A 14,848-nucleotide genomic window follows, 5' to 3' on the forward strand; every position below is an offset into this window, starting at 1 on the left:
AGCGATCGAAGGAATGCTTTGAACCGTTCGGGAGAATTGCAGAGTGATTGAAAAATGAGTGAAGGAATTACGCTGAAGGTTGCGCGTGCACACCATCAATCGGAAGTCGGCCTGGGAAGGGCCAGAATAGACACTGCGACAAGAAAGGAACTCCAGATTGAAGTCGGGGACATCATAGAAATCATAGGAAAGAGGAGGACAGCGGCAAAAGTCTTCAGGGCTTCGCATGAGGATGAGAACAAGGGCATAATCAGGATAGACGGCATGATCAGGGGCAATGCCGGCGTCAGCATTGGCGAGAAAGTGGTTGCCAAAAAGGCAGACGTGCAGAAAGCCGGAAAAGTGGTTGTCGCTCCGAAGATACCGCAGGGCAAAAAGGTGAAATTCGGCCAGGGCGTGGAAGAGCTGTTCAAAAAGGGGCTGATGAACCGGCCGCTTGTCAAGGGCGATGAAATAATAATTCCGAATATAGCGCTGATAGGCGACTTCCTTCCGTTTGTTGTAATCTCGACAACACCGGCAGGTGTTGTCCTCGTTGTTGACACGACTGAACTCGTAGTCAAAAGCGAGGCTGTCGAGGTAAGCGAGTCGGCAGCGCCAATGATAACATATGATGACATCGGAGGGCTCGAAAATGAACTTCAGAGAGTCCGTGAGATGATAGAGCTCCCGCTGAAGCATCCCGAGCTCTTTGAGAGACTCGGTATTGATCCGCCGAAGGGTGTCCTGCTTTACGGTCCGCCCGGTACGGGCAAAACACTGATTGCCAGGGCTGTGGCGAGCGAGGCAGGTGCCAGCTTTTACTCGATTCAGGGACCGGAGATAATGAGCAAATATTACGGCCAGAGCGAGGAAAAACTGAGGGAGAAGTTTGAGGAGGCGGAGAAAAATGCGCCAAGCATCGTATTCATAGATGAGCTCGACTCCATCGCTCCGAAGAGAGAAGAGGTACAGGGCGAGGTGGAAAGGAGGGTTGTTGCGCAACTGCTCACGTTAATGGACGGACTGAGCAAGAGGGGCCATGTGATAGTCATAGGGGCGACAAACAGGGAGGATGCAATTGATCCTGCTCTCAGGAGACCCGGACGTTTCGACAGGGAAATAGAGATCGGAGTTCCGACGAGGGACGGCAGGAAAGAGATAATGCTCATACACACCAGAAGGATGCCTCTTGAAGAAGGATTCGACCTGAATAAATTCATTGATCTTACATACGGTTTTGTCGGAGCAGATCTCGCCGCCCTTGCGCGTGAGGCGGCAATGAAGACGCTTGTGAGATATATTCCGGAGATTGATCTCGATAAGCCGATTCCCGCCGACATGCTGGAAAAGATGAAGGTTACTGAACTTGATTTCATGAACGCACTCAAAGAGGTCGAGCCCAGCGCCATGAGGGAAGTGCAGATCGAAATACCGACGGTTGCCTGGAAGGATGTCGGAGGGCTTGAAGCAATCAAAAGACAGCTGTGGGAGGCAATAGAAATGCCGCTGAAATCGCCGGAAAAGCTGCAGAGACTTGGGATAACACCACCCAGGGGTATACTTCTTTACGGTCCGCCCGGTACGGGAAAAACACTGATTGCCCGGGCTCTGGCGAATGAGTCCAAGGCAAATTTCATAGCTATAAAGGGCCCGGAAGTAATGAGCAAATGGGTCGGCGAGAGCGAAAAAGCTGTCAGGCAGATATTCAAGAAGGCAAAACAGGTTTCCCCGAGTATCATATTCCTGGATGAGCTGGACGCAATCGCGCCGCAGAGAGGAATGAGTTTCGATTCCGGTGCAAGCGAGAGAGTGGTTGATCAGATACTCACATCCCTTGACGGCCTGGAGTCGCTTGGTTCGGTTACAGTACTTGCGGCCACGAACAGGCCCGACATTGTTGACAAGGCTCTTCTCAGGCCGGGACGATTTGACAAGATTGTGCTCGTGCCGGTGCCTGACAAGGAGGACAGGCTGGATATTCTCAGGGTTCACACCTCAGGAATGCCTCTGAAAAACGTGGATCTTGAGGATCTGGCAGAAAGAACCGAAGGCTTTGTCGGAGCAGACATTGAAGCGCTGTGCAGGGAAGCCGCATTCAATGCCATCAGGGAAAATCCTGATGCCAGGGAGGTGAAAATGTCAGATTTTGAGAAGGCTCTGACAACAGTATTCCCCTCGACAAATGAAGAAACAATGCGCTACTATGAGCGCTTTGGCCATGACCTCAGGTCTGCTCTCATAAGAAAGGGAGAGAGTGCCGGAGGATACGGATACTACAGATAGGAAATATCCCGCAGTTAGCCACCTCTTCCGGCATGTTTCAGTATTGAAACCGCAAAACGCAAAACTTTTTTTCCCTGCGAATGAGCGGTTGGCGAAAATAACCTGTACCTGGCAGCTGAATGCCTGAAGCGGAATAACTTGAAATATCAGAAAATCGAAGCGGAAACGAAGCAGAATGAAGCTTGAAGTACCGTTCTACAGACAGACAATGGATTTCACATGCGGAGCAGCCTGCCTTGTCATGGTACTCTCTTTTTTCGACAGCGGCTTCGTGATGGGAAGGGACTCGGAGATGGATCTCTGGCGGGAGGGAACGAGTGTTCTTGCACTCGGAATGGGAAGATACGGCATTTCGCTGCCGCTTCTCAGACGGGGTTGCACAGTAAAAATCAGAACAAACGTGAAGGGAATAGAGTTCCTTGAGAGGATCAGCAGAAGACTGGGACCGCATGAAATGTCGATTTTCAGGGAAATCTACATGGAAAGGAAGGACAGGGCAATCAGGATGGGACTTGTCGAGGAAGAGACGGATGATTTTGGCGAAAAGGAGATCCTTGAGGCTTTCCATGAAGGAAGGGTTCCTGTACTTCTAACCGATGCTTCAGCGCTCGGTGATGACGAGGCACCTCACTGGATTGTCATTACAGGCATTGAGGACAGCATGCTGTATTTCAACAATCCACTCGACAGAAAGGAAAGTATGCTGCCACTCTCCGAATTAAAGCGAATCAACGGTTTCCACGGGGAGAAGATACTCCTGGTAACAGGGCCGCGGAAGTGACAGGGCGCAGTCACTTCACGCAGTCACTTCATATTCATGACAACAACGTCCTTGACTGCCCTCATTTCACTGAATGGCAGGACGAGTCTTCCCTGATCGTCTGTCCGGAAGAGTCTTGGTTCTATTTCCTCCGCAGGTATTACAAGAACGTTTTCTATCATACCAGTTGCAGTCTCAATTATGAAATTGTCAATCAGACCGAGAATCTGCCCGTCCTCGGTCATCACAGTCTTACCCTTAAGTTCGGTTATGAATTTTCTTGAAGGCATTCCGGCACCATCACTGTCGTTCCGATACCCTGAAGACCATATTTAATCATGTCGAACTGCTCCACGAGCGTATCGGAGCAGGCTTTGCATGGCCTCCGGCAGCGTCCTGTCCAGCTCACCGGGAACCGCCGCAGAGAGCGGTAAATTCTTGACCATGCAGATTATGCGTGAGAGGGACCACTATGCCGAAAACGGTTACCGCAAGACTGGTCGAGTGGAAGGAAATAGTCCAATGGTGTTCGGCCATAGCCGAGAAAGTTATGAACAGCGAATTCAGGCCGGATGTAATCGTAGGCATGGCCCGGGGCGGCTGGGTTCCCTCCAGACTCGTGTGTGATGAACTGGTCGTCAAGAATCTCATTTCGGTGAAGACGCAGCACTGGGGAATGACAGCAACGAGAGACGGGAAAGCTGTCTTATCCTCCGGAATAAGCGAGAATCTTCAGGGAAAGAGGGTTCTGATAGTCGATGATATCACGGATACCGGGGAAAGCATCAGGCTCGCTTTTGAGCATGTGAAGTCACTTGGACCGGAAGAAACAAAATGCGCCGCGATGCTTCACATAAGCCATTCGAAATTTGTTCCGGACTATTATGCAGAGGAGGTTAACGCGGCGAACTGGAAATGGTTTGTATTCCCCTGGAATTACAATGAGGATATGGCTGCATTCATCACCGGAATACTGTCAGACTCACAAAAAACACTCAGTGAAATATCCGAACTCCTCCGGGCTGACAACGGCATAACATTGTCTGAAAAGCAGCTGCTGACTACCCTGGTGCGTTTTTCCAAACTCGGGATAGTGTCCAGGACCGGCGGTCTGTGGCGCAAAAACTGATTCGGCAGGAGCACATTATCTGAAAGCGCCGCTGAAGATTTCTGCGCTCCTCCTCAGATCTTCCAGAACATCGAGTTTCTTTCCTGACAGAAGTGCCTCCAGGGCACCTCCGCCCGTGCTGACGTATGAGAAGTGCCCCGTAAAACCGAGACTTGAGACGGCCGATGCCGTATGGCCTCCGCCGACAATGCTGTATTTATCTCCTTCAGTTGCGGCTCTGAAGATTGCACTTGTGCCCTTCCCGAAGCCCTCCTTCTCGTAAACTCCCGCAGGACCGGAAATGAAAACAGTCCTTGCGGATGAAATAATTCCCGAGTACCGGGAAATGGTCTCATCACCTATGTCCCATGCCTCCCTGCCCTGAATCCACTGATCGGCTTTCGCATTCACCCTTCTGCCGTCCACATTGAATGCAAGGTCAGTGGGCAGATATATCCTGTCCGAGGCTTCAAGCAGTTCGGCTGCCGCGGATACAAAGTCGTCACCCGACTCTGCCAGTATGTAGTCACGCGTTTTTTTGTCTGCTTTTACACCCTTTGCGACAAGAAAAGCGACAGAAAGGAGTCCGGAGAGAAGAATACTGTCCGCGTGTCTGCCGGAACTGACGCTGTTCAGCACCGGAAGAAAATCGGAAAATTTCTTTCCTCCGAAGACGTAAACGGCCGGTCTCTCCGGATTGTCCAGAAGACCGGAAATATGGGAAAGTTCATCCTGCATGAGCCGCCCTATGGAAGAAGGGAGCGTTCTGGTAAACCCCACCATGGAACAGTGGGCCCTGTGTATTGCTGCAAATGCATCGTTTACGAAATAGTCGAAGAGGGGAGAAAGCACAGTAACAAGTTCACGCATTGAATGTTCTTCCGCACTTGCATTCTTCTGCTCATAATCCAGCCCTCTGACGTTGTCAAGCACAAGCGCATGTCCCGCTGACAGACTGTGAATGGCATCCGCAGCAGATTTACCGCAAATATCAGGAACAAAACGGACATCTGCGCCCGCAGCCTCTCCGAGAATCCGGCTGTGCTGCTCGAGAGATATGAAGTCGTAACCACCTGGTCTTCCCTGATGTGCGATAACGGCTACCGAGGCGCCCTTCTCCAGAAGTTCGCGGAGCGTACGTGAGGCGGCAACTATCTTCTCCCTTCCCTCGATCCTGCCCGTTTTCCTGTCCACAGGTGAGTTGAGATCCAGGCGGAGAAGGATCCTTTTACCGCGTGGTGAGAAGGAGTCGATAGTTTTTATGCCGTCCAGGAGCATGCAACCACTTCATACAATTCCAAGAGATTTGTCTGTCTTCCTGATGCTTCTTGACGCATCCTTCTCTATCTCCATCATGGAACGGATACAGTCTATATTTTCAGGTATTACATCACTCTCCTGGTGGACTGCCTGATAGTAATACAGGCTGTTTCCTTCGACATGAGTGCCGTCCTCCCAGACTATTGTTTCCGCAAAATCACCCCCGTGCCTGCCCAGATCCCTTGCTATTTCCATTATCTGGCCGCTGGTCTTTATTCCATGCTTGCCGCTGACAAACTTTATTCTCGGCATCTGATCCCAGAGTGAAAGGACGTCCGCAGTTGTAACGCCCTGTTTTCTGAGCCTGACATACAGGCAGTGGACATGCATGTTGGTCGTCGGAACCTTGGCTGCCATAGTGCTTATCTTCAGATCAGGCAGGACCGTCCGGACATCCTGACCGTGATGAGTGGGAACATGGAGCGACGGTTCGACAGCGTTAAGTGCGCTTCCCCTGGATTCGGCAGGATCCGCGCCCCGCCTGATTATGGCCGCAAAGGCATCTTCCACCTTGAACATTCTGTCCAGAGGATAGAGAGTTCTTATCAGTCCCGTGGTGTTGCATGAGACAACCCTCGAATATTTCCTTCCAAGTGCCATTTCGTAGGAGGCAAATGCATTGAAGGAAAAACCTGCCACTTCATGTTTCTCACCGCCCTGGAATATCGCCTTGACACCGGCCTCCTCGTACAGTTTCTTGTTTTCACTGCCTACGCCCTCGGGGGTGCAGTCTACGATCAGATCGGTTTTTGTCAGAAGATCGTGGATATCGCCCTCGACATCTATGCCCTGTTTCCTGAATTCATCCACATTTGCGCTGTCTGCCACATAAAGGGGAAAACCTTCCCTGTTAGCAAGCCTTGCCTCGTAGCTCGGCTTTGTCTTCGTAACACCGATGAGTTCCATATCGTCCTGGAGCTTGACAGCCCTGGCTACTCTCTTCCCGATGGTGCCGAAACCGTTGACTGCAATTCTCGCGGTCATAACGTACAACTCAAGCAGACCCGCCGGTCATCTTGACATGAATGCGCCATTCCGGCACTATGACACTGTGCCACAATGCAAAACGCCGGACATCTGCATGTTGGTACCTGCTCAGGGATTAAAAAACTTATAGCTTGCCATAATTGAGCATGCGTCGCAGAAACTTATGAAGCAGTCATGCAGATAATATCGCCCGCCGTGAGTTCGGTGCCTGGTGACAGTGACTGAGGTGCGGCGCACATTTCCAAATTCCGGACAATACCATCAGGCAGGCAGGATGGCGTCTCAGGAGCCGGTTATTTCTGTCAAAACTGTTATATAATTATCGTATGTAGGCTCACAGGAAGCAGAGTTGGTGTGTAAATGGCGAGAAAACCGGCCAGAATGTACAGTCGAATACGCGGACAGTCGTACACGCGAAAAGAATACATGGGCGGCGTACCTGCGCCACGGATAAATCAGTTTGAGCAGGGCGATCTGCGTTCGAGCTTTCCGGTATCTCTGAGCCTGAATGTAAAGGAAGCCTGCCAGATAAGGCATACGGCACTTGAGGCCGCAAGGATTTCCGCAAACAGGGCGCTCTCCAAAAAGGCGGGGGCAAACGGCTTCTTCATGAAAGTGAGAGTCTATCCACACAACGTTCTGAGGGAGAACAAACTTGCAACGGGAGCAGGAGCAGACAGGGTATCCGACGGAATGAGGGCTGCTTTCGGAAAAGCCGTCGGAACGGCAGCAAGGGTAAAGAGAAATCAGACGATTATGACCATCAAGGTCGGCAAACAGCACATCGATGCAGCAAAAGAGGCGCTGAACAGGGCTGCCGTCAAACTGCCGAGTCCATGCTACATTACAGTCGAAGGAGCTACAGCCTGAAGTTCCTGTCAGCTTCAATCACAAATTTCGCCTCAGACCTCCAGACAGGTTCCGTCAGGCTGCTGGCCGGCAATACTTCTTATAAAATCGTTCGCCTCATTTCTGCTATGAAGGATATATATGGTCTTCCCTCGGGATCTTTCAGAGTGCAGCATTGCTACAGTTTCCCTCCTCCCTGTTGACGGATAGAACCAGATGAACTGAAGAAATTTGAGGAACTCTCTATTGAATCTTTCTTCACATCCTTCTGTCATATCTTTCCTATCCCTCCAGCCGGCTGGGAAAAGCCTCCTGAGAGCGCCGGCAATGCATACAATCCGGTTGAAGTCGAGGAAAATCACTGTGTCTGCCGCTTCGAATCTTTCATTCAGCGTTGACTGATAGTTGCCATCTATTATCCATGAAGGAGAGGAAATAACCTCCCTGAGTTGTTCCAGGAATTTTTCCCTGTCCACTGGAACCCATCCTGGCTTCCAGTACAATCTGTCGAGATGGCAGAGCGGTAATCCGGTTATACAGGAAATGGCCGCGGAGAAGGTTGATTTTCCTGCTCCTGGCGATCCTATGACAATAATCCTTTGACCTGATGCAATGTTCACTTTCATGGAAAACGGATACTTTTCGAAGCATCGGTATGCAATAAAACCTTTTGTTCCGGCACGGGAACAGGATTGCGCGGTATGGCAGCGCATGGTCACATGATAAAAGTTGATTTAAGGTGTTTGAGACAGCGAATAAGGTGCTGAAGGCGGGCAGTTACGGTCCGCGGTCTGCGCAGTCCTTTTACCTTATGGTGTCTATGCCGTCGTCCACATTATGGGAAGAGTACCCGGTGGCGTGAACCGCACGGCTCACTTCGGGAACATTCTCCACATTGTCCTCCTTTGCAAGCATGTACTTGGACCTTGCACCGGTGACTATGAGAAGAACCCTGACAGTGCCGTCGAGTCCGTCGTCAACCGAACATCCCCAGATGATCCTTGCATTCCTGCTTATCGTGGAACTTACAATTTCCGCAGCCTTTTCAGCCTCGGAAATTGTGAGGTCATGACCGCCCGTAACCCTTATCAGGCATCCAGCCGATTCTGACAGGTTTATCTCGCCGAGCAGAGGGGAATTGAGCGCTTCACTGACTGCCTCCTCTATTCTCTTGTCGTCCGAAGTACTCTCTCCTATGCCGACGAACGCCACCCCGCCTTCATTCATCACCGTCATTATGTCGGCATAATCCAGATTCACCAGCCCGGGCTTGGTGACAATCTCGGTCAGGCCCTTAAGCGTCTGCATCAGGACTTCGTCCGCGACCTTGAAGGCAGCTTCAATCGGCAATTTCGGAACTAGGTCGAGCAGTTTGTCATTCGGTATGACTATCGTTGTGTCGCAGATGCGTCTGAGTTTCTCAAGACCGGCCATGGCATTCTCCATTCTCAGATCGCCCTCTGCCTTGAACGGCAGAGTTACGACGCCTATCGTAAGTGCCTTCATCTCTTTGGCGAGTCTGGCCACGTAATGCGCCGAGCCCGTTCCTGTTCCTCCGCCCATCCCGGCGGTAATGAAGACTATCTGTCCTCCCTGAAGAAAGGATCTGATGTCAGGATCTGCTTCCCTTGCTGCCTCTTCCCCGACTTCCGGAATAGCTCCCGCACCGAGCCCCTGCGTGAGGCGCTTTCCTATCAGTATCTTCCTTGGCGAATGGACAGAGAGCAGATGTTTTGCATCTGTGTTCACTGCACACATCTGGGCGCCCTGTATTTGAGAGTCGTAGCAGCGGGTGATTGTATTCGTGCCGCCCCCGCCGCAGCCTATGATCTTTATACATACGTCCAGAGCGGAGGCTATTTTGGCCAGCTCTTCGTCGTCCTTGCTCACAGGAGGTGTATCCGTCGCAGACTGAGAATACGCCACCTTTTCTACGGGTACGGAAAATTCCGAACCCAGTGCATTCTTTACTAGAGAATTCGGCATAAGTGCATCCCTTGGCACTCCTTATAGACAGCTGGTATTATAAATTTTTCTACACTGTCTAACCAAAAGAGGGGTTTTGTACGCCAATTGTCAGACGAACAGAATATGTAATTTGCTGCAAATCGGCAAAAACAGAAGACACGGCAGCACATTCGGCCGCACGGATTCCGGAAGTCCCGGGAAGGTGTAAGTTTTAGGCGGGAGCGAAAACCGCTGATCTGTCCGTTTCCATGAACATCTACGGACGCGGAGGATGTCTTCCTCTTCGTGATTTCTCGAAGAATAAACCGATCAGGACGCCGGCAATGAATGTAAGGGCCGCTATGACGCCAGCCAGGGGAGAGACAGCTGTCAGATTTGAGGCGGCAGTCTGAGAGGGTGTCGAAACAATTACGAATGCAACGGAAGAGGTGGCATTTGAACCGTCGGAACTTTTCACCGTATATAGAAGATGATATGTTCCGCTGGAAAGTTTTCCCACGGTCAGGGAATATTTACCTGTTACATTGAAAAGCAGTTTCCCCGAAGGGCCTGTGATCTGCAGTGTTTCGCCGCTCAGATATTCGCCTGAAAAGGACAGGCCCACTGTCACCGAACCCGTTGAGTTGAAGCGTTCCCCCTCTGACGGCGAGGTTATATGAGCGGAAGGAACCGGATGCGGTGCGGCGTAAAGCGTTATGGACCGCTGCGAAGATGCGCCGTTGTAGTTTACAGCTGTGAGTGTGATGGACAGAGGGCCATAACCGAACGAACTTGCATTGAAGGTGAATGCCCGCAAACCCATGACATCGTATGTGAACTGGTTTACTGCAAGCAGTTCAGACAGAAGATAATGTGACTGCGTAACGCTGAAATCGATGGTCGTCTGTCCGCTCACATAGGAACCTGAAGAGGGGGAAACAAAGCTGACGCCGGGTGCCGGATCCGTGCCATTGCCTATTACATAAAAGACGCCATAGACAGAATAACTGAATCCGAAGGAGTCATTGAAGTCTACAGTCAGGTTGTGTTCTCCGGCAGGAAGGCCGTCCAGCGGGAAGGACCAGTAGAAGGACTCCTGCCCTGTGGCAGGCAGGGGCACGGAGACCTGAGACCGGTTGTCAATCCGGTAGGAGAGGTTTGTTATGTTGTTATATCTCATAAACGGCGAAACCACAGGCGTTGAGACGTAAAGCGCGCCCAACGCATTTTTTGTGCCTATGTAAGAGGTGGACAGTACTGCGCCGGAACTGAGACGTATTCCCGTGAGAACGGCACCGGTAACACCCTGAACAAGCAGAAGTGCAGCGTTGCTGTCGTTTGTCAGGAACGGAATGGAGCCCGCAGCAGTTGTTACATACTCCGAAGAGTAGCTGCTGTTAAAGGCCTGTATGAGGAGTATGCCGTAAGGCTGGGCAAGCGACGAAATCTGGTAGTTTACAGTCAGTTCTGCGATGCCGAACGCATCCGTTGTTGTCTGTGTGCCTGCTATCGATACAGGAGAAAACGGCGGCGAAACGAGATTTGGCACCGCAATATCCACATGGACGAATGCAGCCGCCGTCCCGTTCCAGTATGTCACCCGGACAAAGAGCGGATAACTTACTCCCGGGGATGCGACAGACGGAGCCATCATAGTGCTGTTGGCACCGCTTCCGACATACCCTTTCAATCCACCGTAAAGTGTGGAATACATCGAGGAGAATGCATTCAGCGTCTGAATATCAAAATGGGGTGTGACAGTCAGCACAGTACTGTTTGAAAGGCCCAGATAGGATGCCGAAACAGTGTAATTCTCATTCGACAGGACATTCCAGGTTTCCACATAGGCTATACCTGAGATGTTGGTGAAACTCAGTGATCTCTTCTGCGTGTAATTGAGCGCTCCGTATGAGGTGTAGTTGGCATTTGCATAAAAGGGAGGGGAGGAAACAGGATCATAGGGTGATGAAGCTGTGACAAGCGCATTGTATACCGGCAGGTCGGGGGAGGACGGCCCCGCCCGGTACATGACCCTGACGGCAACAGTGTTTGGCATCAGACTGCCGAGAGCAGGGGAGGCACTGTCCATAAAACCGTTGAAAAAGTCGAAGCCGCCCATCACTGAACTTTCCCCGACGACGGAGACTGTCAGCTGGCCGGAAGTGAGATTTGGACGTGATATCCATAAGAACTGAAAACCGCTTCCAATTCCGGTTGCGTTGCTATACAGCGAAAGATAGCCATGTTTCGATGTCGCGTTGAAGCTGAAGTTCCCCCTGACACCTGTTGTGACAAGGGACGACTCGGTGATACCCCCCGACCCCGTGAAGGTGAGGTTGACCGTCGCACCGGCCACTGTGGATCCGGTTGTCGTGTTTATCAGTGTCAGATTATAATTTCTTCCTCCCTGAAGCACCGTAAGCGGCTGACCGTTCAATTCGGCAGCAAGCCTGTCAGACGTTGACTTGCTGTTCAGCAGGAGTTCGGCATCGAATGCGAGATTCGACGCTTCCGGAACACCCCAGCCGTCAAGCGGGTTCCAGTTTTTTCCTGCACCCTGGAAGTCTGAAGTCCAGTTCTGACCGCCCGGCCAGCCGAAATTCTTCGAAATGGCATACTGATCCCATAAGTTGCCGGCCGGCCCGATCTGCGTGTATGGTGCATACGGCAGATACGGATCGTTTCCAATACGGTATAGAAGCGGTTGGGCAAGGCCGAGATAGAAGCCCGTTCTCCCTGTGGTCGGTCCAATCGTCATATTGAGGTATGTGTCAAGAAGCGCAATTTCGCCTGCCACCGTAGGGGAGGCAAAACTGGTACCTCCCCAGAAGAAATTCCATGCGCCGTCAAAATAGACAGTTTCATTGAAGTTTGCTTCTGCGGAAATGTCAGGCACCATTCTTCTACCGCTGTCCGGGACACCGATTCCATGCTGCCACCAGGGCTGCAGGAACCAGTAGCTCAGGCCCGTACCTCCTGATGCATAATCAGGCTGTCCTGAAGAGGAGGGCGTGTACCAGTATGATTCGGATATGGCATTTCCCGCAGAGGAACCGTTGAGCGGATAGTCAGGAAACCAGACGGGGTAGGAATTAATTTCACTGTAGCCGTAAGGCGCAACGGTCTGGTTGACGACATATTGCGGACTGGCAGGGAACTGAATTCCTGTCATGTTTCCGACGGCAGTGCCGACTCCGCCGACAGCCACAACATAAGGGGAAGATGCCGGAAATGATACAGAGAGAAGTCCGGAAAGCGAATCGTAACCGCCGGAGTCACCGGATGATGACAGTATCGTCGCGCCCATGCTGGTAAGCTCCATGAAATAGTTTTCGAGTGCTCTCGCACTCTGCCAGGAAGGACCGTAGAGGTTCCACCAGATATCTTCTGAACCACCCCAGCTGTTTGTTATCACGTTCGGAACGGGACTGAGGGTGGTGAGCTTCGCATAAGCGCTGACCAGTGATGCAGTGCTCAGGGACGGGCCGTAGACCGCATCTATGTGAGCCTTGGGAGCCATCGTGCTTGAATACTCTATGTCCAGACTGAACTCAAATGCACCGGCGCTCGTGAGAAGCGAGGATCCCGGTGAGGATGCGTTTCCGGTAGCTCCCGCCACAGGATAGGCTGTCAGCCTGCCGGGAATCTGGCTTGAATTACCGAAGACCATCCGGGAATAGTTTGCAATATCGGCCGGATTGTAACCACCTGCCATAACAACTGCAATTGTTGAGCCCTGCCCCATATCACCAGCGGAGTACAGCGCCCGAGCCCCGTACGCCCTGGTCATTGTTGACGGATTGAGAAACTGCCACTGCCCCAGCGGAAAGGAGGAGTTTGTATAAAGATAACCGGGGGAGGAGAAATTCACCGCATCCGACATGGATGCAAAGGAAACGGAGCCGGCAGCAGTCGAGTTTTGGCCGGCGGATGATGAAATGGAGTATGCCAGCGGTGCGCGGACAATATCTGTGTGCACCTTTACAATGCTGGTGATGCCGTTAACCGAGGCTATTGAGCCGGCAATGGGCGCAGGAAGATAGAGAGGGCCGGAATTGGCGTAAACGACTGTGCCGTTGGAAAGTTTGTAAAGGTCCATGTGTGTCCTGAAGGCGGATGAAACGGCTGAGGCAGTGGAAAGAAACGCGAGTGTCGTTGTTGTGCCCGTGGGTACAGGGACTAAACCCATCGACCGGAAATAGAGTTCTGTTTCATTGTATATTTGAGGCGCCGGGCCAAAAGATTTCTCAAACCCGTTAAGCGTCAGATAATGGTGGTACATCGGTGAGCCCGGGGTTTGCTGTTCAGATATGACGGCAGACAGTTCCACGGTGTCCCTTAAATTAAAACTGACGGTGACATACATTGGCATTGAAGAGGGCGCCTGGCCAATCTCATGAGCGTGACCGAGCATTGGCAATTCGGTGCTTCCGGAAGACACGAACGGCCCGTTAATCAGCCGACTCAGTGCCGTCTGCTGGTCCAGCGGTCTGCCGCCGGCAAAAGTTCCCAGAATGTAGGAAAAGGAGGAAGTTACAACCAGAATTGAAGCTGTTATGACAATGAATAACCGGAAAAATTCCATCATCCTCATTTCAATCTTCCATTAATCGCTGCACATATCGCCCGGCAGCATAGAAACACAAATTCAGTATATGCTTATGTCGAACAGACATTGCCTGCCTGAACACCTGCCATTGTTTATCAATATGGCCATTTAGCATGGTGAAGCAGCTATTTAAGTGAATTATCACGGCAGACTGATGTGTGCCCGTCGCCCTGAATACTTGTCGGCGGAGGATGCAGGAGGTCTGCATTTTCCATCAGAAAGATTAATGACGGTCGAAGCGTAAGGCTGATCATAATGTCGTTCATTGAGGTTGATACAGAAAGCTGTACAGAAAATTCCGTTTTGACCGGGAATGCGGAAGGCCAAAGGGGAATGGCTCTCATATCCGGAGGCATAGACTCTCCGGTCGCATCCTGGATCATGCTGAGAAGCGGCAAAACCCTGGATTTTGTGCACTTCCACAGCTACCCTTTTTCATGCTCTGCTTCAATAGAGAAAGCAAAAGATCTCTTTCTTTCCATCGGTAAGAAAGGGCAGTGCCGTCTCTATATGGTTCCATTCCTTCCTCTCCAGGAAGCAGTGCTGAGAAACATTCCCAACAGGCTGAGAATCGTCGTATACAGGAGGGCGATGGCGATGATAGCTGAAAGGATTGCATCCGCGAACGGTTCCTCATTTCTTGTTACAGGTGACAGTCTCGGCCAGGTTTCATCCCAGACACTGCAGAATCTTGCGACTGTAGATCAGGCTGTTTCGATGCCCATAATCAGGCCGCTGATAGGTTTCGACAAGACGGAAATCATTGAAATCGCCAAGAGTATAGGAACATACGATATCTCGATCAGGCCTCATGAGGACTGCTGCACCCTCTTTTCCTCCGGCAACCCCGCTACGAAAACATCCCCTGGCCAGGTTGAGGCTGAAGAGAAGAGAATGGGCATTGAGAAACTGGTTGAAGAGTGCCTGGGAAAAGCGGAACTCGCCGATTTCTGATAAGGCGACAGGCAGACAGCGTCCCTGTGCATCAAAGATATAGTGCTTC

11 protein-coding genes are annotated in these 14,848 nt (G+C 51.4%); 5 read left to right on the plus strand and 6 right to left on the minus strand.

Annotated elements, in window-relative coordinates; genetic code table 11:
- The first annotated feature begins 54 nt into the window (after positions 1–54).
- Complete coding sequence (locus KIS29_03315; GenBank protein ID MBX8639349.1) at positions 55–2,265, plus strand: CDC48 family AAA ATPase; 2,211 nt, start codon at positions 55–57, stop codon at positions 2,263–2,265.
- 175 nt (positions 2,266–2,440) lie between these two features.
- Complete coding sequence (locus KIS29_03320; protein MBX8639350.1) at positions 2,441–3,046, plus strand: peptidase C39 family protein; 606 nt, start codon at positions 2,441–2,443, stop codon at positions 3,044–3,046.
- Between the two features lie 23 nt (positions 3,047–3,069).
- On the opposite strand, the gene KIS29_03325 is transcribed toward KIS29_03320, so the two are convergent.
- Complete coding sequence (locus KIS29_03325) at positions 3,070–3,315, minus strand: PRC-barrel domain-containing protein (GenBank protein MBX8639351.1); 246 nt, start codon at positions 3,313–3,315, stop codon at positions 3,070–3,072.
- A gap of 182 nt (positions 3,316–3,497) precedes the next feature.
- Here KIS29_03325 and KIS29_03330 point away from each other — a divergent pair, with 182 nt between their 5' ends.
- Positions 3,498–4,154 carry a phosphoribosyltransferase gene (locus tag KIS29_03330; protein MBX8639352.1) on the plus strand — a complete coding sequence of 219 codons (657 nt, stop codon included), beginning with the start codon at positions 3,498–3,500 and terminating at the stop codon, positions 4,152–4,154.
- A 15-nt stretch (positions 4,155–4,169) separates the two neighbouring features.
- On the opposite strand, the gene pgk is transcribed toward KIS29_03330, so the two are convergent.
- Entirely contained in the window at positions 4,170–5,411 is a 1,242-nt protein-coding gene (gene pgk / locus KIS29_03335; protein MBX8639353.1) for a phosphoglycerate kinase, read from the minus strand.
- Between the two features lie 9 nt (positions 5,412–5,420).
- Positions 5,421–6,437: a type II glyceraldehyde-3-phosphate dehydrogenase gene (locus KIS29_03340; GenBank protein MBX8639354.1), complete on the minus strand. Its 1,017-nt coding sequence runs from the start codon at positions 6,435–6,437 to the stop codon at positions 5,421–5,423.
- A 363-nt stretch (positions 6,438–6,800) separates the two neighbouring features.
- Here KIS29_03340 and KIS29_03345 point away from each other — a divergent pair, with 363 nt between their 5' ends.
- A complete protein-coding gene (locus KIS29_03345; GenBank protein MBX8639355.1) occupies positions 6,801–7,310 on the plus strand; it encodes a 50S ribosomal protein L16 in 510 nt (169 codons plus the stop codon).
- A gap of 32 nt (positions 7,311–7,342) precedes the next feature.
- Here the strand turns inward: KIS29_03345 and KIS29_03350 are convergent, their stop codons facing one another.
- The 3 genes from KIS29_03350 to KIS29_03360 form a co-directional block, all read right to left on the minus strand.
- Positions 7,343–7,915: a hypothetical protein gene (locus KIS29_03350; protein MBX8639356.1), complete on the minus strand. Its 573-nt coding sequence runs from the start codon at positions 7,913–7,915 to the stop codon at positions 7,343–7,345.
- A 178-nt stretch (positions 7,916–8,093) separates the two neighbouring features.
- Positions 8,094–9,275 carry a cell division protein FtsZ gene (gene ftsZ, locus KIS29_03355; protein ID MBX8639357.1) on the minus strand — a complete coding sequence of 394 codons (1,182 nt, stop codon included), beginning with the start codon at positions 9,273–9,275 and terminating at the stop codon, positions 8,094–8,096.
- 238 nt (positions 9,276–9,513) lie between these two features.
- On the minus strand, positions 9,514–13,830 hold the full coding sequence (locus tag KIS29_03360) for a S8 family serine peptidase (GenBank protein ID MBX8639358.1): 4,317 nt from the start codon (positions 13,828–13,830) through the stop codon (positions 9,514–9,516).
- A 318-nt stretch (positions 13,831–14,148) separates the two neighbouring features.
- Between KIS29_03360 and KIS29_03365 the strand changes: the two genes are divergently transcribed.
- The gene (locus KIS29_03365; GenBank protein ID MBX8639359.1) at positions 14,149–14,799 is read left to right on the plus strand and encodes a hypothetical protein; all 651 of its coding nucleotides are present in this window, start codon (positions 14,149–14,151) and stop codon (positions 14,797–14,799) included.
- Positions 14,800–14,848 lie beyond the last annotated feature (49 nt).

It is taken from the genome of Candidatus Sysuiplasma jiujiangense, from assembly GCA_019721075.1.
Taxonomy (GTDB): domain Archaea; phylum Thermoplasmatota; class Thermoplasmata; order Sysuiplasmatales; family Sysuiplasmataceae; genus Sysuiplasma; species Sysuiplasma jiujiangense.

What these genes read in the sequence shown, in the direction of transcription:
- KIS29_03320 (MBX8639350.1), top strand. Translation starts at nt 2,441, where the DNA reads ATGAAGCTTGAAGTACCGTTCTACAGACAGACAATGGATTTCACATGC.
- ftsZ (MBX8639357.1), bottom strand. Translation starts at nt 9,275, where the DNA reads ATGCCGAATTCTCTAGTAAAGAATGCACTGGGTTCGGAATTTTCCGTA.
- KIS29_03330 (MBX8639352.1), top strand. Translation starts at nt 3,498, where the DNA reads ATGCCGAAAACGGTTACCGCAAGACTGGTCGAGTGGAAGGAAATAGTC.
- KIS29_03360 (MBX8639358.1), bottom strand. Translation starts at nt 13,830, where the DNA reads ATGAGGATGATGGAATTTTTCCGGTTATTCATTGTCATAACAGCTTCA.
- pgk (MBX8639353.1), bottom strand. Translation starts at nt 5,411, where the DNA reads ATGCTCCTGGACGGCATAAAAACTATCGACTCCTTCTCACCACGCGGT.
- KIS29_03340 (MBX8639354.1), bottom strand. Translation starts at nt 6,437, where the DNA reads ATGACCGCGAGAATTGCAGTCAACGGTTTCGGCACCATCGGGAAGAGA.
- KIS29_03345 (MBX8639355.1), top strand. Translation starts at nt 6,801, where the DNA reads ATGGCGAGAAAACCGGCCAGAATGTACAGTCGAATACGCGGACAGTCG.
- KIS29_03315 (MBX8639349.1), top strand. Translation starts at nt 55, where the DNA reads ATGAGTGAAGGAATTACGCTGAAGGTTGCGCGTGCACACCATCAATCG.
- KIS29_03350 (MBX8639356.1), bottom strand. Translation starts at nt 7,915, where the DNA reads ATGAAAGTGAACATTGCATCAGGTCAAAGGATTATTGTCATAGGATCG.
- KIS29_03325 (MBX8639351.1), bottom strand. Translation starts at nt 3,315, where the DNA reads ATGCCTTCAAGAAAATTCATAACCGAACTTAAGGGTAAGACTGTGATG.